This window comes from Paenibacillus sp. F024 (assembly GCF_057814255.1).
The window spans coordinates 77206-101635 of record NZ_JBVASZ010000014.1 but is presented as its reverse complement, the minus strand read 5'-3'; the positions used below and the strand labels follow the sequence as shown (position 1 = coordinate 101635).

Annotated in this window: 25 protein-coding genes and 1 riboswitch; of the genes, 16 read left to right on the top strand and 9 right to left on the bottom strand. The window is 48.3% G+C overall.

Annotation, left to right across the window (positions count from 1 at the left end):
• Positions 1 to 6: 6 nt before the first annotated feature.
• From ACZYR9_RS16055 to ACZYR9_RS16045, 3 genes are read left to right on the top strand one after another with little or no spacing between them, the layout of a single operon-like run.
• Positions 7 to 528, top strand: a complete 522-nt coding sequence (locus ACZYR9_RS16055; RefSeq protein WP_488979532.1) for a VanZ family protein — start codon at positions 7 to 9, stop codon at positions 526 to 528.
• A gap of 2 nt (positions 529 to 530) precedes the next feature.
• On the top strand, positions 531 to 1520 hold the full coding sequence (locus ACZYR9_RS16050) for a hypothetical protein (RefSeq protein ID WP_488979500.1): 990 nt from the start codon (positions 531 to 533) through the stop codon (positions 1518 to 1520).
• A gap of 44 nt (positions 1521 to 1564) precedes the next feature.
• Positions 1565 to 1873 (top strand): helix-turn-helix domain-containing protein, encoded by a 309-nt coding sequence (locus ACZYR9_RS16045; protein ID WP_488979499.1) that lies wholly within the window; start codon positions 1565 to 1567, stop codon positions 1871 to 1873.
• Positions 1874 to 1894: 21 nt separating this feature from the next.
• Here the strand turns inward: ACZYR9_RS16045 and ACZYR9_RS16040 are convergent, their stop codons facing one another.
• Positions 1895 to 2653 (bottom strand): metallophosphoesterase, encoded by a 759-nt coding sequence (locus ACZYR9_RS16040; RefSeq protein ID WP_488979498.1) that lies wholly within the window; start codon positions 2651 to 2653, stop codon positions 1895 to 1897.
• 110 nt (positions 2654 to 2763) lie between these two features.
• Positions 2764 to 3033 carry a hypothetical protein gene (locus ACZYR9_RS16035; RefSeq protein ID WP_488979497.1) on the bottom strand — a complete coding sequence of 90 codons (270 nt, stop codon included), beginning with the start codon at positions 3031 to 3033 and terminating at the stop codon, positions 2764 to 2766.
• A 220-nt stretch (positions 3034 to 3253) separates the two neighbouring features.
• On the opposite strand from ACZYR9_RS16035, the gene ACZYR9_RS16030 reads away from it, so the two are divergent.
• The 3 genes from ACZYR9_RS16030 to ACZYR9_RS16020 all read left to right on the top strand — a co-directional run bounded on the left by ACZYR9_RS16030 (position 3254) and on the right by ACZYR9_RS16020 (position 4748).
• Entirely contained in the window at positions 3254 to 3433 is a 180-nt protein-coding gene (locus ACZYR9_RS16030) for a hypothetical protein (protein ID WP_488979496.1), read from the top strand.
• Positions 3433 to 3612, top strand: a complete 180-nt coding sequence (locus ACZYR9_RS16025) for a hypothetical protein (RefSeq protein ID WP_488979495.1) — start codon at positions 3433 to 3435, stop codon at positions 3610 to 3612. Before ACZYR9_RS16030 ends, ACZYR9_RS16025 begins: the two co-directional genes overlap by 1 nt.
• Positions 3613 to 3881: 269 nt before the next feature.
• Positions 3882 to 3974, bottom strand: a riboswitch (cyclic di-GMP riboswitch).
• A gap of 561 nt (positions 3975 to 4535) precedes the next feature.
• The gene (locus ACZYR9_RS16020; protein ID WP_488979494.1) at positions 4536 to 4748 is read left to right on the top strand and encodes a hypothetical protein; all 213 of its coding nucleotides are present in this window, start codon (positions 4536 to 4538) and stop codon (positions 4746 to 4748) included.
• Here the strand turns inward: ACZYR9_RS16020 and thpR are convergent.
• Complete coding sequence (gene thpR / locus ACZYR9_RS16015; RefSeq protein WP_488979493.1) at positions 4745 to 5329, bottom strand: RNA 2',3'-cyclic phosphodiesterase; 585 nt, start codon at positions 5327 to 5329, stop codon at positions 4745 to 4747. The two genes, ACZYR9_RS16020 and thpR, sit on opposite strands and share 4 nt — an antisense overlap.
• Positions 5330 to 5486: 157 nt before the next feature.
• Here thpR and serC point away from each other — a divergent pair, with 157 nt between their 5' ends.
• From serC to ACZYR9_RS15985, 6 genes are all read left to right on the top strand, one after another.
• Positions 5487 to 6575 (top strand): 3-phosphoserine/phosphohydroxythreonine transaminase, encoded by a 1089-nt coding sequence (gene serC, locus ACZYR9_RS16010; RefSeq protein ID WP_488979492.1) that lies wholly within the window; start codon positions 5487 to 5489, stop codon positions 6573 to 6575.
• Positions 6576 to 6801: 226 nt separating this feature from the next.
• On the top strand, positions 6802 to 8247 hold the full coding sequence (locus ACZYR9_RS16005; RefSeq protein WP_488979491.1) for an S-layer homology domain-containing protein: 1446 nt from the start codon (positions 6802 to 6804) through the stop codon (positions 8245 to 8247).
• Between the two features lie 64 nt (positions 8248 to 8311).
• Positions 8312 to 11809, top strand: coding sequence for an S-layer homology domain-containing protein (locus tag ACZYR9_RS16000; protein ID WP_488979531.1), 3498 nt, complete (start codon positions 8312 to 8314; stop codon positions 11807 to 11809).
• Between the two features lie 571 nt (positions 11810 to 12380).
• Positions 12381 to 12863, top strand: a complete 483-nt coding sequence (locus ACZYR9_RS15995) for a DUF2975 domain-containing protein (RefSeq protein WP_488979490.1) — start codon at positions 12381 to 12383, stop codon at positions 12861 to 12863.
• Between the two features lie 10 nt (positions 12864 to 12873).
• Positions 12874 to 13092: a helix-turn-helix domain-containing protein gene (locus ACZYR9_RS15990; RefSeq protein ID WP_488979489.1), complete on the top strand. Its 219-nt coding sequence runs from the start codon at positions 12874 to 12876 to the stop codon at positions 13090 to 13092.
• A 163-nt stretch (positions 13093 to 13255) separates the two neighbouring features.
• Entirely contained in the window at positions 13256 to 14374 is a 1119-nt protein-coding gene (locus ACZYR9_RS15985) for an ArsR family transcriptional regulator (protein ID WP_488979488.1), read from the top strand.
• A 205-nt stretch (positions 14375 to 14579) separates the two neighbouring features.
• On the opposite strand, the gene ACZYR9_RS15980 is transcribed toward ACZYR9_RS15985, so the two are convergent.
• Positions 14580 to 15296 (bottom strand): response regulator, encoded by a 717-nt coding sequence (locus ACZYR9_RS15980; RefSeq protein WP_488979487.1) that lies wholly within the window; start codon positions 15294 to 15296, stop codon positions 14580 to 14582.
• Positions 15297 to 15444: 148 nt separating this feature from the next.
• Between ACZYR9_RS15980 and trmL the strand changes: the two genes are divergently transcribed.
• Together trmL and ACZYR9_RS15970 are read left to right on the top strand one after the other, a co-directional pair.
• A complete protein-coding gene (trmL, locus tag ACZYR9_RS15975; protein WP_488979486.1) occupies positions 15445 to 15909 on the top strand; it encodes a tRNA (uridine(34)/cytosine(34)/5-carboxymethylaminomethyluridine(34)-2'-O)-methyltransferase TrmL in 465 nt (154 codons plus the stop codon).
• A gap of 83 nt (positions 15910 to 15992) precedes the next feature.
• Positions 15993 to 16250: an AbrB/MazE/SpoVT family DNA-binding domain-containing protein gene (locus ACZYR9_RS15970; RefSeq protein ID WP_488979530.1), complete on the top strand. Its 258-nt coding sequence runs from the start codon at positions 15993 to 15995 to the stop codon at positions 16248 to 16250.
• Positions 16251 to 16259: 9 nt separating this feature from the next.
• Here the strand turns inward: ACZYR9_RS15970 and ACZYR9_RS15965 are convergent, their stop codons facing one another.
• Positions 16260 to 17822: an alpha/beta fold hydrolase gene (locus ACZYR9_RS15965; protein ID WP_488979485.1), complete on the bottom strand. Its 1563-nt coding sequence runs from the start codon at positions 17820 to 17822 to the stop codon at positions 16260 to 16262.
• Between the two features lie 251 nt (positions 17823 to 18073).
• Here ACZYR9_RS15965 and ACZYR9_RS15960 point away from each other — a divergent pair, with 251 nt between their 5' ends.
• The gene (locus tag ACZYR9_RS15960) at positions 18074 to 18274 is read left to right on the top strand and encodes a hypothetical protein (RefSeq protein ID WP_488979484.1); all 201 of its coding nucleotides are present in this window, start codon (positions 18074 to 18076) and stop codon (positions 18272 to 18274) included.
• Positions 18275 to 18644: 370 nt separating this feature from the next.
• Complete coding sequence (locus ACZYR9_RS15955; protein WP_488979483.1) at positions 18645 to 19406, top strand: tyrosine-protein phosphatase; 762 nt, start codon at positions 18645 to 18647, stop codon at positions 19404 to 19406.
• Positions 19407 to 19410: 4 nt separating this feature from the next.
• Here the strand turns inward: ACZYR9_RS15955 and ACZYR9_RS15950 are convergent, their stop codons facing one another.
• Genes ACZYR9_RS15950 through ACZYR9_RS15935 form a run of 4 tightly spaced genes read right to left on the bottom strand, consistent with a single transcriptional unit; the run spans position 19411 to position 24337 of the window.
• On the bottom strand, positions 19411 to 20487 hold the full coding sequence (locus tag ACZYR9_RS15950) for a phosphodiester glycosidase family protein (protein WP_488979482.1): 1077 nt from the start codon (positions 20485 to 20487) through the stop codon (positions 19411 to 19413).
• 19 nt (positions 20488 to 20506) lie between these two features.
• Entirely contained in the window at positions 20507 to 20935 is a 429-nt protein-coding gene (locus tag ACZYR9_RS15945; RefSeq protein WP_488979481.1) for a hypothetical protein, read from the bottom strand.
• Positions 20932 to 22551, bottom strand: coding sequence for a response regulator transcription factor (locus ACZYR9_RS15940; RefSeq protein ID WP_488979480.1), 1620 nt, complete (start codon positions 22549 to 22551; stop codon positions 20932 to 20934). The genes ACZYR9_RS15945 and ACZYR9_RS15940 overlap by 4 nt, the downstream gene beginning before the upstream one ends.
• A gap of 4 nt (positions 22552 to 22555) precedes the next feature.
• Positions 22556 to 24337 carry a cache domain-containing sensor histidine kinase gene (locus ACZYR9_RS15935; RefSeq protein WP_488979479.1) on the bottom strand — a complete coding sequence of 594 codons (1782 nt, stop codon included), beginning with the start codon at positions 24335 to 24337 and terminating at the stop codon, positions 22556 to 22558.
• Between the last annotated feature and the right edge of the window lie 93 nt (positions 24338 to 24430).

The following is a 24430-nucleotide window of genomic DNA, read 5'->3' as shown; positions in this document are numbered from 1 at the left end:
TTGAGAGTGAGAAAACGCAGCAGGAGCGGGAACTCCTTCTGGAGTCATTGGTTGCCGCTCCTCTTTTGGATGTCGGTGATTTTCTTTATGTCGGCGCAGTCCTATGAAAAGCAGGATCTGAAACCATGGCTGCAGAGCAGTAAGGCGGAACAAGCCGTGAAAGAGCATTTCTCCGAAATGCAGCTGAACTATGGCGGTAAAGAGATTAGTGTACACAAGAATGGGGCTGCCGCGTTTATTGAGTTTTTCATCCGGAAATTAGCTCATATCCTGGAATATTTGATTCTAGGTTTTCTTATCATTCGACTTTTGACAATAATCATCCGCGATAAGGCTAAGATAAGTATGGTCTTATCCCTTCTTCTATGCGGGATCTATGCCGGATTGGATGAGATGCATCAAATCTATACCACCGGCAGGACACCTATGGCAGCGGATGTCATTCTGGATACTTGCGGAGCGGCACTCGGAATTATGACCTACTACTTATTTAAACAAATGCTTCAGAGACGCGGTGATACGAATTGAGTATGAAGTTAAAACAACCGGTGCGTTGGTGGAAATGGTGTTGTATTGGATTTTTGGGAATCATGTTGTGCTTAATTATTTATATAGGCTATATGTATGGGCAGATTCGCTCTACAACGATTGAAGATGTGGTTCAGCGGCAGCAAGGGCAAGAGAATACGAACGGGGAACAGGAAGTACCTGGGAGTTCATCGCCTATAATAGGGTCAACCCTGGAGAAAGCGAATGAATTCGCGAACAAGCCGATCAGCAAGCAGGATGCGATGGATGCGGCAGCCATTCTGTTAAATTCCGGGTTGTCCATGCGGGATATTTATTTCTTGCTGGGTCAGGCCACCGATAAGTTAAGCAATGAGGAGAAACAGCATATACGGGATTTTCTGCTCCAAAAACTAACTCAAGAGGAGATTGAAGCTTTAAGAAAAATCACTGGCAAATACGGAAAACACCTGATCATCTTAGACCCTGACTATCCTATTGAATTAGTAGGCGTATATGATGAGGAAGAACGTCAGAAGATTAAGAATGAACTGGAGGAACGTAAAAAGAATCAGGAAAGGATGGAAGAGACTCAGGCTCAAGCCGTTATTACCCTGCCTGAGACATCTCCTTCAACACCCTCTGTACAACAACGGGAGAACGTGTTGGTATCTTCCGGAATGGAGAAAAAATATAGAGCTCAGCTGGAGCAGCTTAAGGGTAGATGCCAAGCAGAAGCTGACGGGATCGTAAATGAAATTGCGGCAGCTATGGGCGGCCAGGAGCAATTGGACGAGAAGTTTCTTCAAATGCTAAAGGACAAATATCTCAAACGAATTGCCGATGCTGAGAAACGGTGCAGCGGTCAGGTAGATCGTATTATTCAGAATGCGAAGCAAGAACTGCGTGAAGCCGGATTAGATGACACTGGGCCGAACGCATGGAAGCAGGAGTACGAATCGGTCAAGAACCAAGCCCAATCCAAAGCAATAAATCAATTACAAAGAAGATGATCTAGAAGCTAAAACCAAATTTAAAACAGTTTAAAGGTGATATTATGATTGGAAAGCGTATTCAAGAATTAAGGCAAAAAAAACGATTGTCACTCTCGGAGCTTGCCAGCCGGGCGGGAGTGGCCAAATCGTATTTAAGCTCCATTGAGAGGAATATTCAACATAACCCTTCTATCGAATTTTTGAATAAAATTGCTATGGTATTAAGTGTAGATATTCATAACCTTATTAGAGAAGAAGGGCAGTGCGAGGTTGAATATCTGGAAAGGGAATGGGTGCAGCTGGCCAGAGAGGTACGTGCCTCCGGATTAAGTATTGAGGAGGTCAGAAGCTATTTAAGCCAATATAGATAGCCACTCTTTGGGGTGGCAGATCTATAATTCATGCACAGTCACTTCGCTGCGAACAAACAAACGGGCATTGAGTCCAGTCTGACCGATCCCCTTGGAGATATAATAGGCTCCGTATGGCCCTTGATGCAGTCCTTTATAGATGCCCATGGCAGGCAGCTTGCCCATGGGTCGAAACCGGTAAAAGAACGGGAGATTCAATTGCTTGCCGTGGAGATGTCCCGCCATAAGATAATCGAAGGGCTCCTTGATCTCAAGCACAATATTCGGATCATGGGTGATCACGATGCGCGGCCGTTCGGTGCTTGCTGTCTGGAACGCCTGGCCGATATCACTTTTGCCGCTGTCGTAGTCGTCGATCCCGATGAGCTCAAACCCGGGCAGCCGAACCGATTCGTTGCGCAGCAGATGGATTCCGCTTTGCTGAAGCAGCTTGACAAGCTTGCTTACTTTCCGCTGCTGGTAATCGTGATTCCCGAGAACGGCATATACAGGAATACCGCTCGCTTGAAATACGTTCAGATAGCGTTTCAGCCGGGGAAGGTATGCTTCGAGCTTGGTATAATCTCCTGTCAGGAAGAGATAGTCCGGCCGCTCCTGTTCAATCATCTGCGCTAATTGCTTCGGACGGATCCGAAGACGCTCCACATGCATATCGCTAATCTGCAATACCTTCAGGTTTAGTCCCATTGAGCGGCTGACACGTTCCACCTTCAGCCATTGCGTAGGAAGAATCAACAGCAGATAACCGGCCGCCATGGCTATGATCGTTCCCCAAAACAAAAGTCTACCCCTCGTTTCTTCCCTCATATTGACATTTAGTATCATATTACTATAATTCCAATGAATTTGATACATAATGTTTCGTTTTTGATAAAGAAACCCCATCCACTCTAATCTGCCGGCGGATCTAAATAGTTCATCATCCGGCTGTGCAGCTCCGTAGGATCGGTTAGAGCATGCAGATCGACTTTGTTCAATGGGTGGTATTTGAAAAACAATTGTCCTTTGATTTGCTTGATCTCCTGTTCTATTCTGTCCATGCAGGGAAGTAAATTGGAATTGTATACGATCAAATGTTCTATATTTTCCCGAACCTTGTTTAAAATAATGAATTCCCTTAATAACTCCTCGGCATTCATGGATGATCTATTCGGTCCCATTGAGATTTTCTCCTATATTCAATAGTCTAAAAGTATTATATCACTGATAGGAGTTAGTTCTAAATACCTAATTTACCAAATTTACAAAAAAAATTTGCAATAAGAAGGTCAAGCTCATTTCATTAATAAATCTTTATCTTTACCGACATCCTTCGAGTTACTTTTTAGTAGTAAACTGGTAAAGTAACCTTCGTAGACATTATTTCGGAGGTAAACGGTATTGAGCTTCTTCAAGTGGTCTATCGTAGCGCTATTGCTTGTATCGAATGTCGGGGTTATTGTGTTGGGGAAGAGGCATTTTGAGAATCAGGCTTCCGCTGCAGGCAGTTATGTACAGACAAACATCGTCAGCGTTAAAGAAGCGGTCTATGAAGACTCTATAAATCGGGTGGTCAAATAATGAATAATAAAATTGAAATTGATGTAAAAAAAATATTACTATCCTTAAATCTGGACTCCAAATATCCTTATCCGGTAAATGGAGAATATCTGCAACATCCGATAGCATCAGGTCTGGATTCCCCGCAGCCGCAGATTCAGTCTATGATGCCTGGCGTGATGGATGAAATAGAGAATTGAATATGGGGAATGGCTTAGTACTAATATAAGAAAGAGTGCACCTGTCAGGTGCACTCTTTTAACAATTCGCATTTTAGAAAATGGATAAATCTCATGGCGCTTTCGGTGGATAACGGTTCCCCTTCATGGGTAAAAGAAAATTTCTCCATGATTACATCTTCCGGAAGATGTAAGCTGTTCACTAATTCCTGTACGTCTTGATCAATAAAGCTTTGCATGATGCTCCAACCCCTTCCCATTTGTCCCACATCAATCAACGGAAGCCAGTATTCGGCAGCTGGCAGGCATTTTGAAGCGAATAGCTCAAGGCAGCCCCTATAGCTTTGCGTCACCACTTTTCAATGGTTTTGCCAATTTTTCGTTATATGGTGGTTGTAAATCTATCATATACGAATTTTCAATGAACAACAACATCATTTCTCAAGTTTTCGTTGTTGTTCTTTTATAAATTTTCTTTTACACCTGTAGAGCACGAGGATGATATCTGGTATGTCTGGTATGAAGCCTTTGGGTCAACTATTGAGGCTTTCAGCGCGGCGTATCGGAAAATAAATGTTCTCCTTTGGATCTTATGATCAATCCTTCCCCAAATTCCTCCACCATGACGTTATATCTATCGCTAATCCGCGGAGCAGCAGCCCTCTAATAACACCTTCGTTTTTGGTGCCCTTGGAATAACCGTCACAGGATATGGGCTTAAGGATATCCTTCGTAAACAGGTAAAAGATTCGAGGGGTGACCGTTCCATTTTCGATACACAATGTTTCTGGATATGTATATGTTTTTCTGGTTGAAATTGTTTATTTAAGTGTTGAAAATTTCGACGGAATTAGCTAATATAATGTTACAAAATGTATCTAAAGTAGGAAGGTAGATGGTTCATGCCGCCAAGACTTATGAGAAAAGTACCAAGGGAAAGAAAGATGACGATCGTTGAAGAGCCGGAGAAGATTACTTTTCCGGTCCTGCAGAAGACGAATAAAGATTTCAGCCCTTTTTTCGTAGGAACGGAGAAAGGAATGGACTTTGTATGCGGCTCCTGCAATCTGGTACTGCACAAAAATGTCAGAATTGTATCTCTTCCTATTCTGGCGGTATATGAATGCCCCCAATGTAAACAATTAAACACCCTTTAACCTTTATGGCCGTTGGCCAGCGGAAAATGCTCGATGGCTTCATACATCGGATTCTGATGCAGATGACTTTGGTACAAGACCACGCTTTGAACCCGCCACGCCTGCTGGACTGTAGAGGATTCAGCGGGATCATCTGTCCATGGAGTCGCTGGGAACGCGGTTTTTCCAATATATCTTCTAGCCAGAGTAATGTGAGGGCTGTATGGGCGCGCCTCGTGCTCGAATCCGGCTTGGCCGGCTGCCTGCTCGACTTTGGACTGCAGCATGGATAAGCGGGGCAAATCACCCCCGACCCCTGCCCAGAGGATACGGGGGGAAGCGAGACGGCCGAAAGCTCCCCAGCCTTCCAGACGGAGCTCAAATGCAGGGTAAGACCCGGTAAGCCCGGACAAGTCTTGCGCAATTTGACGGTGGGCTGCTGCGGAGGCTGCCCCCAAAAATTTCAATGTAATATGCAGATCCTGGGGATGAACCCAGGTGTGAAAAGCATATTCCTTCTTCATGGCCTGCATGTTCTCTTTCAAGACGGTTCGAATGTCATCCGGAATAGGGATGGCGATAAACAATCGCGGATCGGTCATGCGATATTCACCTCGTTGTGTCGGCTGCTGCCGCTTTATAGCCTTATACTTTACAAAGTAGGGCAATCTGATGAATCCTGTAAACAAATACTTGATGAAGCGTGACGAACTTTGCTATCATAGCGTATATCCTATGAAAAGCGAAGGTGTGAAACCAGTGACTAAGCGCGCATATAATTTCAATGCGGGACCGGCTGCGCTGCCTTTGGAAGTGCTTCAGAAGGCGCAGGCGGAATTCGTGGAGTATCAGGGAATCGGTATGTCCATTATGGAAATTTCCCACCGCAGCTCACAGTACGAACAATTAAATGCGGAAACGCAGAGCCTGCTTAAAGAATTGTTCGCTATCCCGGACGGCTACAAGGTATTGTTTATGCAGGGCGGGGCAAGCACTCAGTTTGCCGCAATTCCGATGAATTTCTTGAAGGCCGGTCAGGCGGCAGGCTACGTTCATACCGGAGCCTGGGCGGATAAAGCGCTCAAGGAAGCGAAGCTGTTCGGTGAAACGAAGATCTTAGCCAGCTCGGAAGCGGACAAGTTTACCCGTATTCCGGATGTAAGCCAATTGGCCTTGGATCCCGGCACGGCTTACGTGCATATCACTTCGAATGAAACGATTGAGGGAACTCAATACCAGCAGTATCCGGATACCGGCAGCGTTCCGCTGATCGCCGACATGTCCAGCGACATTCTGTGCCGTCCTGTAGATATTTCCAAATTCGGGATGATTTATGCAGGGGCGCAAAAAAATCTCGGTCCATCGGGTGTGACGGTTGTCATTTTGCGGGAGGACATGGTTCAGGATACGCCGAAGCACATTCCGACCATGCTCCGTTATGAAACGCATGTAAAGAACGATTCCTTGTACAATACTCCGCCGGTTTACTCCGTATACATGGTGAATCTGGTGCTGAAGTGGATTAAGGACAACGGCGGGCTGGCGGCTATGGAGAAGCACAACCGCGAGAAGACGAACCTGATCTACAATGCGATTGACGAAAGCGGCGGCTTCTACCGCGGCGTTGTTGATCCGGAAAGCCGCTCCATCATGAACATTACCTTCCGTCTGAAGGATGATGAGCTGGAGAAGCAGTTTATTAAAGAGTCGGAGCAGCACGGCTTCGTAGGCCTCAAAGGGCACCGCAGCGTCGGCGGACTGCGCGCATCGACATACAATGCCGTACCGTATGAGGCTTGCAAGGCATTGGCTGAATTTATGGCTGATTTTCAGAAGCGCAACGGTTAAGAACGATAACTCGAAGATGCCGGTGAAGGGGTTTGCCGGCATCTTTTTTTATACTTTTTGATACATAATGTTTCGTGCTCTGTTGAATATATATGAAGAAATGTAGGATTTCCACCCTAAATATTTCTTGAAATTCATAATAAATGATGGAAAAAAGGCAGAGGATAAGATACAATTTGTATCATGTAGATGCATAGTCTCGTATCGGATGGAGGAGGACTTGATTTTGGGAGTTGGAAGCCGGTTATGGAAACGTACGGTTTGGGTAACCGCCTTATTAGGTATGGTTACAACGGCTGAGGTTAGCGCCAATGAAGCTTTTAGCGATTTGAAGGATTCCTATGCACAAACCGAAATATTGCGGTTGGTCGAAGCGGGGATTATCAGCGGGTATGAGGATGGGACTTTCCGGCCTGATCAAGCCGTAACCCGTGCGGCTCTTGCCAAAATTCTCGTGATATCCCTGCAGCTTTCCGAAGAGCCGGAGTCCGCATCGGGATTTGAGGATGTTCCGGAGGATGCCTGGTACAGAGGCTACGCAGGAGCATTGGTGAAAGCAGGAATAACGCAGGGGACTTCTGCAGCGGCATTCTCCCCGAATGAACCCGTTACAAGAGAACAGATGGCCGTTTTTTTTGTTCGTGCGTTCGGTCTGGAAGACAAGGCCGGCAAAGCGGCTCTGGAGCTGCCCTTTACGGATAAGGATCAGGTGTCTGATTGGGCGAAACCCTATGTAGCGCTGGCCTATCATATGGGCTTTATTCAGGGAATCTCTCATGCGGAGGGGATATTGAGCTTTGCTCCGGGCGAGCCTGCCCAAAGACAAGCGCTGGCCAGGCTGGCCTTTCAATTCAAATATAATCGCGATCCCTATCTCGCGGCTGCCCATCGCATCGTCAATGAACGCTCCGGTGCCGCCGACCCGGGGCAGGCTCCGGGCTCTGGCAGGGGCGGGGAGGATAAACCTGCTGCTCCGGGAACCAATCCGGCTTCAGGTACGGGAGGAGCACCGGCTTCCCCGGGTTCGGGTACAGGCGGAGGCGGAGGTGCTGTCCCGGCGCCTGTTCCTGCCGTTCAACAGGCGATTCGAGCGGCTATCGATGCCATTCACGCTTTACCTAGCGCAGATCAGCTCACCCTAAGCCATAAACAGGCGGTAACAGCGGCCCGAGAGAAAGTAGAAGCGGCAAAGGGCCAAGGAGCCGCCGATACGGATATCACGAATCTGAACCTTCTGCTTGCAGCCGAGGCCAAAATGACAGAGCTGGAATCGGTGCCCCAGCCTGGAAGCGGGCCGAGGATTCAGTCCGCGCTTGCTCATATTGGCGGGCAAAGCATTGCCGCCGAGATCGGTGAAGGCAATGTGATCTCATTTACGATACCGGGTTCTGTTGCTGATTCAGAACGTTTCACCGGCTTTTCTATTCAAGCCTCTCCGGATGTCCAGTCCATTTCCGTGACCGCATTGGGGATGACAAGAAGCATTACATTCCATAACGGTACAGCCCATCTTGAGGTGAGCCACATATTGGGAGGTGCAGATCCGCAAGGTGACGGTGTCACGATCCAGACGCTAAGGTTACTGTCGGGAGGCTCGACGATTCATCTTCAAGCCAGAGTCAGTCTTCAGTCCGGTGCGACGGAGCAGCTCACACTTGTGCTTAATCCATAGCGTTTAATCAAGGAAGCCGGGATAAGAATTTACCAAGGAAGCGGGGGAATGCTGCTTGTATTCCATGAAAATCAATTCGGTTCGTTATTATCTGTCCATCCTTTTAATTGTATCGATGGTCTTATCGATGTTCGGTGCGGGAACCGCACGTTCCGCAGAGGCGGATCCCGGTGCGGCGGTTGAAACGGCGGAGCAGCTGTATTCGTTCTCCGATATTGCCGACTCATATGCCGTACAGGAAATTCAGTCTTTAGTGCAGGCGGGAATTCTCTCGGGCTATGAAGACGGGAGCTTCAAGCCGCGGGAGGCGATGACGCGTGCTCAGCTGGCCAAGGTTCTGGTCCTGGCATTGGGACTGGAAGAAGACGCTGCGGCGGCCGGAGTGTTTGCCGATGTTCCTGCCGGCTCTTGGTTCCAGGGATATGTAGGGGCGCTTCTCCAAACCAGCATGACAGACGGGACGTCCGAGACCACATTTTCTCCGGATCAACCTGTAACCAGAGAGCAGCTTGCTGTATTTTTTATCCGCGCGTTGGGTCTGGAAGCTCTGGCGGCGAGGCTGCCTTCGGATATGGCGTTATCGGATGCCGGTCAGATTTCGGATTGGGCGAAGCCTCATGTGGCGCTCGCGTTCAAAATCGGTTTCCTGCAGGGCATCGATAATGGGGACGCAACGCTGCGGTTTAGTCCGCAGGATGCTGCCGACAGGCAAGCTTTGGCGAGATTGGCTTACGAATTTAAATTTAACCGGACGATATATATGAGCAGAGCCAACCAGCTTGACCCGAGTGGAGCATGGGCAGCGGCGGTGAAAGCGGCCAATGAGGCCATCGCTGCGCTGCCGGCCGTTTCCGCTTTAACGATCAATGACAAAGCGGCTGTGGAAGCAGCCAGGGCAAAGGTCGAGGCCGCACGGAAGCTGGGGGCATTAGACAAGGACTTTCCAGGTCTGGGCAGGCTGGCGGATGCCGAGAAAAAGATAGAAGAATTAAGCAAGTCCTCGGGCAGTATTGGCGGGGGCGGCGGTGGTGGCGGAGGCGGCGGCGGATCTGTCGGCGGACCGCAGACCTTATGTACAATCAATGCAGGCACGTATACCGGCCGTATTAAAGTTTGTTCCGGAGTAAAAGTATTCGGACCGGAGCAGGGGCTTGCCACGATCCAGGGAACGCTTATTCTTGACCCTGGTTCTGCCGGGGAGCTGGAGCTTCGTAATATTAAAGCGGACAATGTCGAGATTCTATCCGGTGCCGGGAACTCGATTCACTTCTCTACGAATGTGACCATTACGAATTTGTACATCAGTGCATCCGGTCAAACGAATCAGGTAAGAGTGGTTACCTCTGCTACCACCGTTGTGACCCGAACTCTGGTTTCGTCCCAGGCGATTCTGGAGTCGCAAGACGGTACTTTAGGAAATATTGATTTGCTTGGAGGTGCCGCCAACAGAAGAGTGGAGCTTCGGGGAACGATCAACGGGAGTGTCAATGTCCGTGCGGCGAGCTCAACGCTGGTCATTGCTCCAAACACGACGGTTGCGCAAGTCAGCGTAGCGACCAGCGTCTCGGTCGTATCCAGCGGTACAGTAAATCAGCTTACGGTAACGTCGGCTGCGGTTAACAGTACGGTCAATTTGTCAGGCTCGTTCACAACGACAACGGTCAGCGTGGCCGGAGCAGGGGCGACCTTAAACGTAGGCCAAAATACAACGGTGTCGCAGGTTCAGGTTTCCGCGGCGGCAACCATCAGCTCCAACGGCCGGGTAAGTCAAATCAGTGTTACATCGGCCGTAGCCGTCAGCCTGTCGGGTTCCTTCACGACAACAACGGTAACCGTTGCAGCTTCAGGGTCTACACTCAATGTAGGTCAAAATACTACCGTATCTGCGGTAGTCATTTCTCAGACGGTTACCAGTGTCACACTGACTGCGAACGGCAGCATCACAACGATAGAAGCCACTTCGACAACGACCATTGTGTTGACGGGCAGCACCACGGACCAGATAAGGAACAACGCCAAACAAGCAGCGCTTCAAGCCATCAGTGCTTTGCCTGCCGATATTACTTTTAATGATAAGGCAGCCATTGAGGCCGCTCAGAGAAAAGTAAACGGTGCAAAAGGAGTAGGGGCGGCCTTTACCTCTGATGAATTAAGCAAACTGGTGAATGCGCAAAACAAGCTCATCGAAATTAAGAATAAAGCGATTCAGGATGCCATGAATGCGATCGCAGCGCTTCCGGCTGTCATTACATTGGCCGATAAACCGGCTATCCAGGCAGCCCGTGCCAAAGTGGAAGACGCTGTAGCCAAAGGCGCAGCATACGCTGATATTAGCAACCTGCAAGTGTTGATTAATGCCGAAAGCAAAGTGGCAGATAACGAACCGCCGGTCATTCTCTCGGGATCTGCGACGATCGGAGGGGCATCGGTGCCTGCAGTCGTATCCAACAATGAGGTTACCTTCACATTGGGGCATTCCTTGAACAACTCGGACATGATCACGGCCTTTGCGATGGCGGCATCACCCGACGCAAATAAGCTGATCGTTACGGCATCCGGCTTGAGCAGAACGATAACGTTCACCAGCGGCACGGCCCATATGACCGTAGCCCAGCTGCTTGGCCCCGGCTTTGATCCGCAGGGGGACGGAGTTGCCGTAGGTACCATGAGAAGCCATCTTGCCGGCGGCAATCTGGAGTTAACAGGAGAACTGTCCGATCAGGTAGGCAATAAATCCGTAGTCAAGCTGAAAATAGTCAAAGAAGCGGGTGCTCCGGCCCCTGTGATTACCTCAGCTTCCGCTGTGATTGGAAACCAGACGATTCCTGTCGTCATGACTGTGCCCAATTACATTGCATTCATCATCGACGATGCTTTGCCGGATTCGGCTATGCTCACCAGCCTGACGGTGGCGGCTTCTCAAGGCGCCAATAATCTAACGTTTACCGATAGCGGGCAAACCAGAACGATTACCTTGGTTAACGGAATGCAGCGCACCGTGCCGGTAAGCGAACTGCTCGGACCCGCATTGGATCGGCAGAATGACGGTGTATCTGTAGGAAAGCTGAGATCGCTGCTTCAAAACGGAAACATTACGGTGCGGGGGATATTGACCGATACCAGCGGATCTCATTCGCCTGTGACCTTAACGATCATCAAAGGAAACCATGACTCGGTGCCTTCGTTGATCGCCGCTGCAGCTCTCATCGACGGGATTACCGAACCTGCCGTCATTACCTCCGGCAATACCATCACGTTTACTTTAAGCGGAGCCTTGAACGATTCCCAAATGTTAAAGGGCCTTGCTATCCATGCTTCAGGCAATGCCGACATGCTTACGATAACGGAATCCGGCATCACAAGAACGATTCACTTCTCCAACGGCTCAGCGAATTCGACGGTAAGTCAGCTGCTCGGAAGCGCCTTTGATCCTCAAGGCAATGGGGTTTCCGTCGGAAAATTAAGAAGTACGTTCGGAAGCGGAACCATCACCGTTACCGGAAAACTGTCGAATTATCAAGGGGTTACCAACGATGTTACAGTAACGGTGATCGTGGAGTAGTTGGAATGAGAAAATAAAGCTCTAGACTGACTGCCCGGTTCATTAAACTAACGGGCAGGTTCGACAAGTTCCGCTATAAGCGCTACGGCGTGAAAAGCGGGAGATTACATGACTAATCTTAACTTTACAATCGAGGATGGGAATGACGGAGCCATGTTTCCTGAAACCATCCCGCCAATACTCCTGCATGCGTCATGCCTGACAGGCTATGGGGTATGGAGTACAGGTAGATTCGGCAGAACGAAGGCTGAAGCCATTCAAACTGAAAAGGGATGCCAACGGATATGCCGCGCGGAGTGCTTTGGAAACTGTCACGCTCCGTGCGGAGCAGGGCAAAGCTGGAGATCACATCAAACGCTTACCTATTGCTGCGTTAGTTGAACAAGTTGTAAATATAGCATTTTAAAGTAAGAGCATTTCTTTGTAATGAGAAATGCTTTTTTTTTTTGCTTAAAATAAAAAGAATATTCCATTAACAATAACAATATAATAAAAAACGATATGAATTTATTGTAAAACAATAAATTGCGTGTTAAAGTCATTTTATAATTAAATTAGCGAGGTGCTCTTTATGAAACGGGGAACAACACTCTTTTTGAAGATGGCTGTTATTCTTATTGGAATCCCAATTCTTGCTTTGTGCATATTTTTAGTGCCTAAGATCGGGAATTTTGCTGGAGAATTGTATCCAGATATCGCTTATATGAAATCTCTCGTTTTAATCGATATGTACGCGGCAGCGATACCTTTTTACTTTGCTCTGTATCAAGCTTTTAAACTTTTAAGATATATTGATAAGAACCAAGCGTTCTCGGAATTATCCGTAAAGGCTTTAAAGAATATAAAATACTGTGCCATCACAATCAGTACCTTGTACCTGCTAGGTATGCCACTCTACTATCTCATGGCGAGGAGAGTTGACCCTCCAGTGATCACAGTCACCGGATTGGTCATTATTTTCGCTTCTATGGTGATCGCCGTTTTTGCTGCTGTTCTCCAAAGACTTTTACAGGAAGCTATAAATATAAAATCAGAAAATGATTTAACGATCTGAGGTGAATAACATGGCGATTATCATCAATATTGATGTGATGCTAGCAAAACGAAAAATGAGCGTAACGGAGCTTGCGGAGAGGGTTGGAATTACTATGGCGAATCTTTCCATTCTGAAAAATGGGAAAGCAAAAGCGGTTCGTTTTTCAACATTAGAAGCAATATGTAAGATTTTGGATTGTCAGCCAGGTGATATTTTGGAGTACAAAAGCGACGAAGACACTCAATAAAAACAGACAACAAATTTATTTAACTAACGTTTCCCATTAGCTCAACGGCAAAGCTTTTTTTGCAAAACAATGGCTTGGATATCATTTACAAGTTGTTTGTATTATGATATTATTTATTTACGTAAATACGTATTACGTAAATAAATAATACGGGGTGAAGTTTTTGACTCGTGACTATGGTGTAGAACTGGATGTACTCAAGACACAGCTGGCTGAACTTCAAGAGATTGTTAAACAGACCGCGAAAAACTCTTCAAGCAAAGAAACACGAATCAAAGAAGATTGCGACCAATCGGGCAAACCTCTTGTAGACATTAACACTGGACAGGGAGAATTGGGTGGTATATTTTTTTCAGGTCAATACCTTGGCGAGAAGTCGCGTTATAGATGGGAACCACACGGACGGGATGTCAAACAGCTGTTAGATCTCGATAGTGATAAAGTTGCGAAAATTTTATCTGCACTTGGCCATAAACAACGTATCGATATCATAAGAGCCGTCTTACAACAACCCTTGACGGGCGCCGAACTCGTAGATCGCTTAAATATGGGTACCACAGGACAATTGTATCACCATATTAAAGCATTGCTAGGAGCTGACCTCCTAACGCAAGAAGAACGCGGCGGTAACTACACATTTCCTGGACATCGAGCACTCCCATTTTTGCTTTTATTAGCTGCAGTATCAGAGTTGCTTGATACAAGTGACTACATGGAGTTATCGGAAGCTAGAAATAACGCAGGTGATTATTTAGGCACCTCACCAGAGGAATACGATCCACACCTATTGCTTCGGTCAGTATTGGAGAATACAATCCTTGAACATCAGGCGGGCTATTGTTCCGATGTTAGTGTGGTTTTTCATAGCGACGGCAGCGTGACTGTTGCCGATAACGGTCGAGGGATTCCTGTTCAGGCTTTTTCAAACTCGGAAAAGCCGCGTGTTCAAGCTGTTCTCACCGAAATAAGCCGTTTTTCTGCTTCATTCAATGCACCGAACAGCCAAAAGGGTATCACGATTCCAATCGTTAACGCGTTGTCACAAAGGCTTACGGTAGAAGTGCGAAGAGAAGGCAAGGTGTTCCGTCAGGAATACAAGCACGGTATCCCTCAAACTTCTCTTCTCACTGTCGGACTTACAAATGAAACAGGAACAAGCCTTACGTTTTTTCCCGACAAAGAAATATTCCATTCAGGCTTCGACCAAAGTCTGTTTGCCAATGAAATCGCCGACATTTCGGAAACATTTCCAAATCTGAAAATACATCTGCTCACTGACTGATTGGCAAGGTGGAGGCTCCTCTTTACAGGGAGTCTCTTTTTCTATATACGAATCATTTATGACAATAGAAAAGGCCGTAGGCGTCCTGACAAAAAGTATCCGTTAGTATAAACTGCTGCCCGTTAGTATCAATAAAAAGGACGCTCCCGCGTCTTCCGAAACAATCAAAAGAGCACCGGCCATGATGGCCGGTGCTCTTCCGCTTTTATGCCAACGATTCTTTGGCGTTAGGCTCCGTTAATTTGTATCCGACGTTGCGAATGGTTAAAATATATTCTGGACTGCGAGTTTGAACCTCGATTTTGTCGCGGAGATGACTGATGTGCACATCGACGATGCGGGTATCTCCCAGGAAATGATAATCCCAGACGCCATGAAGCAGCTGCTGCCGGCTGAGGACTTTGCCCTGGTGCTTGCACAAGAATAGGAGCAGGTCGAATTCCTTGGGCGTAAGCTCGATGAATTCATCTCTTACTTTCACCTCGCGCTGCTCCGGCAGGATCTCGATGTCACCGATCATGAGAGGCGATTCATCCCCGGCCGACGGGAGCAATTGAGAGCGGCGCAAAATGGCCTGGATGCGCGAGATCAGCTCCTGCGGGCTGAACGGCTTGGTCATGTAATCATCCGCTCCATTGTCGAGTCCGGCAATTTTGTCGGAAAGATCATGCATGGCGGTAAGCATAATAATAGGAACCAGATTATTTTGGGCGCGCAGCCGGCGGCAGACCTGGATACCGTCTACCTTGGGCAGCATGAGATCCAGAACAATCAAGTCCGGACGATAGTCCTTGATGGCGCTGAATACGGATTCTCCATCATAAATGCAATGGACGTCATAGCCGACCAGTTTGAGGTTGAATTCAATGAGCATCGAAATCGAAGGTTCGTCGTCAACGACAAGAATTTTTTTCTTCAACATTCGAGAATCTCCTTTTTATGTGCGCTTGATGGTTGTATTATCGCACCGCAGGATCATCCGCGTATTAAGAAAGCGTAAAATGTATGTTAAAATTGACAAACTTTTGTAGTATAATGGTTGACGTTGAAAGAGGAGTGAAGAAAGAGCAATGGCATTTCATATCGTATTGGTTGAACCGGAAATTCCCGCAAATACCGGCAATATCGCCAGAACCTGCGCAGCGACGGGAACCTGGCTTCATCTGGTTAGACCGCTGGGCTTTAACACGGATGACAGGACGTTAAAGCGGGCAGGCCTGGATTACTGGCATGCAGTTAATATCGAATATCATGATTCGTTTCAGGAAGTGAAGGATAAATACAAGGATTCCCGTTTTTTCCTGGCAACGACGAAAGCAAACAAGCTGTACACGGATATTGCATTCCAGGACGAAGATTTTTTGGTCTTTGGCAAGGAAACCAAAGGACTGTCTCCCGAGATTTTGGAGCAGCATCCCGAGACGCTGATGCGTATGCCTATGACCGATGCGGTCCGTTCGCTGAACCTGTCCAATTCCGCTGCCATCATATTGTATGAAGGACTGCGGCAAACCGGCTTTCAAGGGTTGAAATAAGCACGACGGAAGGAATTCTCTCATGAGCGTCGAACTGTATAGTAGAATGGAGACAGTTTGTCGATAAGTGAGGTGAATTGATGATGAAACCGGCAGGTGTGGTTAGAAAAGTTGACCAATTGGGGCGGATTGTACTGCCTAAGTCTTTACGTAAACGGTATCAAATGAATGAGGGCGATCCTGTGGAGATCTTGGTAAGCGGTGATCATATCATTTTGGAGAGGTACCGTCCGCGCTGCGTTTTTTGCGGCTCGATGGAACAGGTGAACGAATTCAGAGAAAGACATATATGTGCCGAGTGTCTGGGTGAAATGAAATTATTGAGGCACAATGAAGAATAGAGAAAAGCATCACGTCTCCGGGTCATCATTGAGACGCGATGCTTTTTTCTTTGTTCGGGTCCATTTACGCAGTTCTTTTTTATTATTGGTTAATTTTTGAATCGCCACCATGCGTTCGATTAAGCCTTCATCATTCGGATCGGAATACAGGCAGCTGCTGATAAACTGGGCGGCCTCCTCAAATTGCTTCAGCCTGCAGCAGTAATCCGCTGCCCACAAGGCGAGCTTCTCCCAGTCCCGAACGAATTTCTCCTTTAATGAAAGAGAAAAGGTATCGTAGCAGCCCGGCAGGATATGCTGGGTCGCACGCGGCAGAATAAGCTTGCACATCGCATATTTCAGCACGGGATCCTTCTCCTCAAGGCCCCGGCTCATTTCCTCCATCAATTCCGCCAAATCGCATTCGATCGTACATGTAAAATAAATCGAATCCCGGTCTATGACCAAGCATGACGGCTCATCAGGCTGAGGCTCGAACAGCTTCGCAAAATGATTGAGATACACCCTCAGATTGCCCAGCGCCTTCTTGAGCTCCATATCCGGAAAAAGCGTATCGCATAATTCTTCCCTGGTGGCGGTTTGGTGAAATGCCAAGTAGATTAGAATATTTTTGGCATAACGGGTGTTCAAGCCCTCCCGAATCAGCCGGCCGTTCATTTCGATTTCAAAGCCGCCCATACATTGTATAGAGATCTTGTTCCTTGCAAAAAGCCGGTTATACCCCTCGAGAAAAGTCTGTTGCAGCAACCCCTCAGTGAAGAGATGATGATCTGTTCTTATATTTTTCGGCTTTTGAATAAATTGCAGGATCCATTCTCCGGTAACCACCGGCTGATCGAAAAAAACCATATTCGAAGCGTCCGGAACAATGAGGAACCTGGAATGATGAAGAAAGGAATTATACAGGGATGTGAAAGCAGGCGGAAACAGAGGATCCGCTTCACCCGACAAGACAAGTGCAGGTTTATGAATCCGGCGCAAAAACTCCAGCTTAAAATGAATTGCGATTTCCAAATGATTCATATACATGTTTACAGGAAGTCGCGCATAGGATTGAACAATCCTTTTCACAACCAACGGATCCTTATGCTTCACGGTTAGGCGTTGAGCCGTGAATTCTCCAAGCTTATCCAGCGTTTGGGCTTTGGCCAGTTCTCCCCTTAATTCCTTCTCCTTGATCAAAGGCGGCAGGGGCAAAAAAATCTGGGGCGAGATCAATATCAGGCTTTCGACATGCGGTTCATATTTATAGGCAAAATGAACAGCGATGGCGGCCCCGAAGGAATGACCGACGATGACCGGCTTGAGAAGCCCCAAGCCCTGCACCAGCGATAACAAATCATCGCAAAGCAGATCTAAAGTCACCGTCTTGCTGCCGTCCCCGCTTTGGCCATGGCCTCTTAAATCATAAAGCAGTATGGAGCAGCGCTGCCTTAAGATCGGGATAAGATAGTGAAAATAACTGCTGTCGAGTCCCGTTTCATGAATAAATACGACGGTTGCCAAAGACGAAGATGCGGATTCATAATATTCATAATAAGATTGAATATCGCCGGTTTGCAGTTCATTCATGTGCTGGAAGTCCTCCGTTATCCAAAGAAGTAGTCTTTAAGAACTAGGACCCGTGGGTTAATTATAGGAAACTTTTATGTAAATTAAAAGAATCGTTGAAAATCAAATGAAATAACTGGAATTTGTAACTATTTTGTAACGCTGGATTTGGTAAGATAGTCAAGAGGAGGAAAATAATCGAAAATATCCCGGATTACGCAGACTGGTCTCAGTTTGAGCTATATATAGGTCCATAGAAACGGAGTGTTGAAATGGTGTCGGAGCCTGTGGAAATCATTCATATCGATGTTGCTAAATTATTGAATCAACTTGGAATCAGCACTCAAAAATTCCCGTTGAAAAATCAAGTGATGCCGACGGAATGGACTTGGAACCAGGAAAAAGCGGAATTAACCAAGGTGTTAAAGGCTGAAAATCATGATCAGATTGGCAATATGGATCAGTTGTTGTAATTCTAACCAGGTTAAGGATGTACGATAACCCTCATTATGATACAATATGTATCTAAAGTCAAATGAGAAGGCGATGAGGGCTTGCAGCCTAAAGCAAGCCAAAACCCCTAAAAAAATAGTATCAACCCGTCTCATGACAGGCCGATACTATTTTTTTCGATCACAGACCCTTTGTTTTATCATCATTATAGGCTGCTGTAAGTATCGCGGTGATGAACATCAAGAAGATCAGATTCATAATCCAGAACGTGGCTGACATCAAAATTGCACCTCCCATTGCATATTATACCCAACGGTACATGAAAAGAAAACGTATAAATATGTGAACAAGCTTCCAGTATATCATTTCGATTTAGAAGGAATGGAAATCATGATCGATATACACACGCATATTCTCCCCGGAATCGACGACGGCGCGAAGGATGAGCAGGAAGCGATCCTTATGGCGCGGGCTGCAGTGGAAGAAGGAATCGCCGTCATTCTGGCGACTCCGCACCATGCCAATGGAAGATTCGATAATCCGGGAAAGGAGATCCAAAACCATGTTCAAGCCCTCAACCTGGTGCTCAGCCATCAGGAAATCCCTCTAAAGGTGCTGCCCGGGCAGGAGGCTCGAATTCATCAGGGCTTGCTGGAGGAGCTTGAACAAGGACATGCGATCGCTTTGGCCGATTCGAATTACCTTTTGCTCGAGCTTCCGTCCAGCTTTGTTCCTCCGTATACGGAGGAGATGATTCATGAATTGAGAGTCCTGGGCATTACCCCTATTATCGCCCATCCGGAGCGGAACGCGGAATTGGCGGCGTCTGCGTCCGGGCTGATGCGGTTATTGGAGCGGGGAGCCTTGACGCAGCTGACCTCGCATTCGGTTGACGGGCGATTCGGTCGCAAGCTGCAAAAGCTGTGCCTGGAATGGTGCAGACAGGGCATGGTGCATTTGATTTCATCCGATGCGCATGATATAAGCGATAGGCCCTTTGGACTTAACCAAGCCTATTCGTTGATCTCCTCTCAAGTGAACAGCACCGCGGCGGCGGAGCTTAAAGATAATGCCGAGCGATTGATCAGCGGATTCGAGCTTCGGACGTTACAACCGGTATTGCTGGACAAGAAATGGTGGAAGCTGTGGTAAAACCTCATTTAAAGAACAAAAAGTGTGTGGGCAGCCGTCTAAGCTTTCCATTATCCGATGGCCTGTTTATGACTTGTCCTTCAAAAATCAGGCTTGAAGACCCGCCTCCGTCCAGATTGTAAGCATCCTTTACTCCCAGAGAGAGGAGCTTGTCCTGAAGCTCGGCCAGCGTAGCCCCCGAATTCCCGCTCTCGTTGTAGCCGTCGGTCACAAGGAACAGCAGCTGATCATTCTTAAAATTGCCTACGACCGTCCGCGGCGCACGAGCCGGTGATGTGAGCCACTGCTGCGGGATCGCCTGTTTATTCCCGTTTTGAAGCAGAACAGGGACAAAGGTCGCTCCGAAGCTGGGATTCAGCTTGTCCAGGTCCGCCTGCCTTGAAAATTTCCCCCCGATCAGCTTACGGTCCTTGTTCAGTCCGATGAACGCCAGGTCCTCAAAGGTCGGCTCGAACCCGTATACATACTTGCCGTTATACATTGTCGTGCTGAGAGGATACCGTCTGCCGCTCCGGCTGTCGTCGGCAAACCCGCCGGCATTCACACCGGCCACGGCGCCATAGCGGCTTGCTGCTTCAAGCGTCGTCTCGCTGCCGCCGACCTTATCCTGCCCCAGTATCATTTGCATCGCTTTATCCGATTTCAAATCCACTTTAAGCGCATAAGCTTTATAATTCGGTTCGTTAAAGGTATACAGCTTGATATCCGCATTTCCGCCTGACGAGGCACGTACAGCACCGCCTCCCAGCTTGAGCCCGATCCGGGCGTCAAAAATCGCTTTGGGACGCTGTGAAGCGAGCTCCGCCGTCTGGATCATGCCGGCTGCTTCGGCAGCGCTCTTGGTATATAGCTCGTAATGCTTCTCAATCGTCGTCCGGGTCAAAGCGGCATCCGCTCTGGCCTTGTCCAGCTTGCTTACGGCCGTCTGCACACTGTCCTGCAGATTCCAGCCGGCTGCGGGAATAGGCTCCTGCTGCGGAAGAGCCACGGTCATCTGCGCAAGGAGCAGGTAAAGCATAACGCCTGCAAAAGGCGCGCAAACGAGCAGCATCAAACGGTTTATGTGCTGTAATTTGTTCATGACGCCGGCACCTTCCTTATTACTTCAGCGCGTCGAGCTGATTCTTCAGCTCATCGAGCTTCTGCCTTACGTCGGCTAATTGGGTGTAAAGCTGATTGCTGTTATCGGTTCTGCTGCTGGCACTGTCCTTGGTAAAAGAGAGCAGCTCGTTTACGGAATCGATTTTGGTCTGGAGCTTGGCCATATCCGCCGTCATGCTTTCCTTCAAGCCGGCAATCTCCTGCTGGTATTGCCTTTGAATGGCATCGAGCTGATCGCTGGTCTGACGGGCGATTTCCTCTGTCAATTGAACCTTCAGATGGTCGGTATACAGCTTGGCGCCCCAGGCACCCAAACCGGCCAGAAGCACCCAGGCCGCAATCAGCACCACGTAGGCTTTTTTCTTCGCATTTACTCTGCCGGGGCCTTCGATCTTTTGAGGCGCCCGCGGCTCGAGAGGTGTATTCATGGCTGGTTCACCTTCCTGTATTCGTTCGGGGATACGCCAACCGCCTTCTTGAACACTTTGCTGAAATATTTCTCGTCATCATACCCGACCATAGCTGCGACCTGGGCAATGCGAAGGTGGGGATTTAACAACAGCAGCTTCGCCTTGTCGATCCGAATGCCGCTGATATAATCGGAAATATTAACCTGGAATTCCTGCTTAAACTTGCGAGAGATATATTCCCGGCTCAAGTAAAAATGATTGGCGATCTCCTGAAGCGTAATATCCTGATGATAGTGGTGCTGAATATACTTGGCAATTTCAAAAATGACATTGCTGTCCTGCTGCTGCCGCGTAAGCAGAAGACGGGACAGCTCCGTCAAGCTGCGAACAAGCTGCTGCTCCCACAAATCGATGGAGAACGTCCCTTCCTCGTTCATCGGGACAGTGAAAACCGAGTCTTCGTTCTGTCCGAAGAAGGGAGGCCCTTCCCCGAACATCTCGGTCAGCCACCGGTTCCGAAACGCATTGTACTCATGCCACCACAGCTCCAGCTGATCGATCGTAATGAGGGTCAGCTCGCGCACGGCGGAGGTCCATTCCAGGACCGCTTTGCGGATCTGCTGCTCACTGCCGCTCTGTACGGCCAGCTTGGAGCCTTCCGCATAGTCTGTAAAGGAAATCCTCTTGGGCGGCGCAGGCGGGCTGGGGTCAAATGTATATACGGCCTTGGTTTTGGCCAGCAGATTACGGCTCCTTAGCGCAAGACGCGCTTCCGTATAAGCCTGCGGCAAACCGCTTGGGAACGGCTTGCGCAAGCTGATGCCGATATCCGGCGTGTTCCCCAGAACAGAGCGGACCCCCTGCTGCAGCCGTCCAAGCAGCTGCTCTGCGGCATCCAGCTCCTCGTATAACAAGATCAATACCTCATTGTCGCTGTTCCAATACCGGTAAGCCACCCCTTGGCGCCTGCCGCTTTCGGCAAGCAGTTCATTACCGATGTTCGTTAAAGAGAAGAAAAGTAAGTCCGTATGCTTATCAAATTTTTGCTTCAGTGCGGCGCTAAGCGTATCGACGCTCAAAATCGCCACTCTGCATTCGCGAACGTTCCGGCTTAAGTCAAACTCCTCCTGCAGGGCATCGGCCATGAGCTCGTACCCTGACGGTTCGGTGATCAGCCCCGATAGATTCTTCTCCCAGTATACCGGCCGGAGCTGGTTCCTCTCGATGTTGCGTTCGGTTTGCTTGAACCGCTCGGCTTCCTCCTCGCGGATGCGCGTTACGGCTTTGCCGAGTGCGGCATGCAGCTGCTCGGCGTCGATGGGCTTGAGAATATAGTCGATGCCGCCGTATTTAATGACATGCCGGAGCAGCTCAAAGTCGTCATGTCCGCTCACTACAATCGTTTTCCCCGAAGGATAGTGCGTTTGAAGCCATTCCAGCAGCTCCATACCGCTCTTGAGCGGCATCATCATATCCGTAAATATAATTTGCGGTTTATGCTCTTCTATTTGCTTGATGGCCTCCACGCCGTCCTGGGCTTCCAGCACGGCGGTAATGCCAAAGTCATTCCAGGGCACGAGCAGCTTGATGGCATCGCGCACATGCTTCTCATCATCTACAATGATGGCTTTCATAATCTTAAGGAGCCTCCTTTGGCTGTGTCGGTATGCGAAGGGTTACCGTAACTCCGGAAGGCTCGTTATGCCCGATGATCATTTCCGCTTCATCCTCGTAAAAAAGCTTCAAACGGGACATGACATTGATGAGGCCAATGCTTTCTTCTCCCTGTTGAAGCTGAAGCCGGGCTTCGAGCTTGCGCCGCAGCTTCAAAAGCGTATCATCGCTCATGCCTGTTCCCTCATCCTGTATCCGGATCTCCATGCGTCCGTCCTCTGTGAGACCGGCGGCTATCGTCAACGTTTCCGAGCCCGATCGCTGATCGAAGCCGTGCTTAAAATAATTTTCCACGAGCGGCTGCAGGATCATTTTGGGCACTGGAATAGGCAGCAAATGCTCATCCACTTCATAATGAACCGTCAGCTGATGTTCAAAACGCTGCATTTGCAGCCCCAGATAAGCTTTCACATGGGAAAGCTCGCTTGCAAACGGGACAATCGTATCGCTGTTCATGCTGTATCGCATCAATTTGGCCAGCGAGGAAAGCAAGGAGTAGACCTGCGGAGCGTTGAGCTGCAAAGCCAGCGTCCCGATCGACTGCAGTGAATTGTACAAAAAGTGCGGATTGATTTGGGCCTGCAGCGCCTTGAGCTGATTGGTCTTGTTGGCGATTTCGAGCCGGTATTCCCGCATGATCAAATTATTGATCGTTTCCATCATACTGCGGAAGCGTCCGGCCAAAATGGCAAGCTCGTCACTGCCTTTGACGTCGATATCGGCATGCATGTTGCCGGTTTGAATTTTTCCGATCGTTCCGATCAACCGTTTGATAGGTGTCGTGAACCGGATCGAGATCGCCAGCGTGGCGAGAATGACAACGATCATGAATGCAATCAAAATCAGCATATTGATTTCCGTCAATTGTCTGGCGCTGCTGTTGAGCACCTCGTTTGGAATCCGTTTGACCAGCACCCAATGACTGAAGGGCGAATCCATGCGTTCATAAATGTGAATGCCCTTAAACCCGTCGCTGTCCCATTCGAAGCTGCCGCTCGGCTGGTTCAACAGCAGCAGATGCTTTACCCAGCCGGCTTCAATGGTTTGGCCCAGCTGGGCGGAATCAGAGCCGTAAATGACCGTGCCGTTCGTATCGAGAATGTACAGCTCCTCTTTTCCGTGATCGTACAGCTGATCGGAAATGGACTGTATCACATTCAGGTTCACATCGATCGATAGCGTTCCGAATTCCTGCATCGTCACGGCGTTCGTAATGGAACGGTGTAAGGTAAACACGGGAACGGAGGGAAGCGGGTTAAAGCCGCTCGATTGGTACGTATGGCTTACATGCGTCGGCTCCAATACGGTTTCGAATTTGCCTACCTGAGGGATATATTTCGGCTCGGTTCCTTCGTTGCGGAATATATTCCCGTGTGAGAATAGATAAGATTTGTCGGATTTGGACAAATATAAATAGGCTTGTTGAATTTCCTTTACGGACGTGGCGATGGCCTGCATGCCCCGGAAGATTTCATTGCGGTCCAGGTAATCGACTGCGCCGTTCTCGACCGCACTGTAAAGAGACGTATCGTTATAAATGGATAACGAAGCTTGCTGAATAACGTTCAAATGGTTTGTAATATTGGTTTTGCCCTGATAGATCAAGTTGGAATTCGTCCGGATCGCCTCATCGATCACATTGTGCTTCGTTATATAATAAGTCATTGCAATGGAGGTGGAGAACGGGATGATGGTTGCGGCTAACAGGAATACGATCAGCTTGTTCCGGATGCTGTTGCGAATCATGTCGAAAGGTCCTCCTCCAAGTGTTTGCGCCCTTATTGTATCAGGTGAGGTCAATAAATTCCACCTGTTACGTCACCAGAATCCGTGTTGTTC

Bases quoted from the DNA above. Each gene is read 5' to 3' on its own strand.
- ACZYR9_RS16000 (WP_488979531.1), top strand. From the start codon at position 8,312: ATGAAAATCAATTCGGTTCGTTATTATCTGTCCATCCTTTTAATTGTA.
- ACZYR9_RS15965 (WP_488979485.1), bottom strand. From the start codon at position 17,822: ATGAATGAACTGCAAACCGGCGATATTCAATCTTATTATGAATATTAT.
- ACZYR9_RS15980 (WP_488979487.1), bottom strand. From the start codon at position 15,296: ATGTTGAAGAAAAAAATTCTTGTCGTTGACGACGAACCTTCGATTTCG.
- ACZYR9_RS16025 (WP_488979495.1), top strand. From the start codon at position 3,433: ATGAATAATAAAATTGAAATTGATGTAAAAAAAATATTACTATCCTTA.
- trmL (WP_488979486.1), top strand. From the start codon at position 15,445: ATGGCATTTCATATCGTATTGGTTGAACCGGAAATTCCCGCAAATACC.
- thpR (WP_488979493.1), bottom strand. From the start codon at position 5,329: ATGACCGATCCGCGATTGTTTATCGCCATCCCTATTCCGGATGACATT.
- ACZYR9_RS15955 (WP_488979483.1), top strand. From the start codon at position 18,645: ATGATCGATATACACACGCATATTCTCCCCGGAATCGACGACGGCGCG.
- ACZYR9_RS16045 (WP_488979499.1), top strand. From the start codon at position 1,565: ATGATTGGAAAGCGTATTCAAGAATTAAGGCAAAAAAAACGATTGTCA.
- ACZYR9_RS15960 (WP_488979484.1), top strand. From the start codon at position 18,074: ATGGTGTCGGAGCCTGTGGAAATCATTCATATCGATGTTGCTAAATTA.
- ACZYR9_RS15950 (WP_488979482.1), bottom strand. From the start codon at position 20,487: ATGAACAAATTACAGCACATAAACCGTTTGATGCTGCTCGTTTGCGCG.
- ACZYR9_RS15970 (WP_488979530.1), top strand. From the start codon at position 15,993: ATGAAACCGGCAGGTGTGGTTAGAAAAGTTGACCAATTGGGGCGGATT.
- ACZYR9_RS16035 (WP_488979497.1), bottom strand. From the start codon at position 3,033: ATGGGACCGAATAGATCATCCATGAATGCCGAGGAGTTATTAAGGGAA.
- ACZYR9_RS15945 (WP_488979481.1), bottom strand. From the start codon at position 20,935: ATGAATACACCTCTCGAGCCGCGGGCGCCTCAAAAGATCGAAGGCCCC.
- ACZYR9_RS16050 (WP_488979500.1), top strand. From the start codon at position 531: ATGAAGTTAAAACAACCGGTGCGTTGGTGGAAATGGTGTTGTATTGGA.
- ACZYR9_RS15990 (WP_488979489.1), top strand. From the start codon at position 12,874: ATGGCGATTATCATCAATATTGATGTGATGCTAGCAAAACGAAAAATG.
- ACZYR9_RS15940 (WP_488979480.1), bottom strand. From the start codon at position 22,551: ATGAAAGCCATCATTGTAGATGATGAGAAGCATGTGCGCGATGCCATC.
- ACZYR9_RS15995 (WP_488979490.1), top strand. From the start codon at position 12,381: ATGAAACGGGGAACAACACTCTTTTTGAAGATGGCTGTTATTCTTATT.
- ACZYR9_RS16020 (WP_488979494.1), top strand. From the start codon at position 4,536: ATGACGATCGTTGAAGAGCCGGAGAAGATTACTTTTCCGGTCCTGCAG.
- ACZYR9_RS15935 (WP_488979479.1), bottom strand. From the start codon at position 24,337: ATGATTCGCAACAGCATCCGGAACAAGCTGATCGTATTCCTGTTAGCC.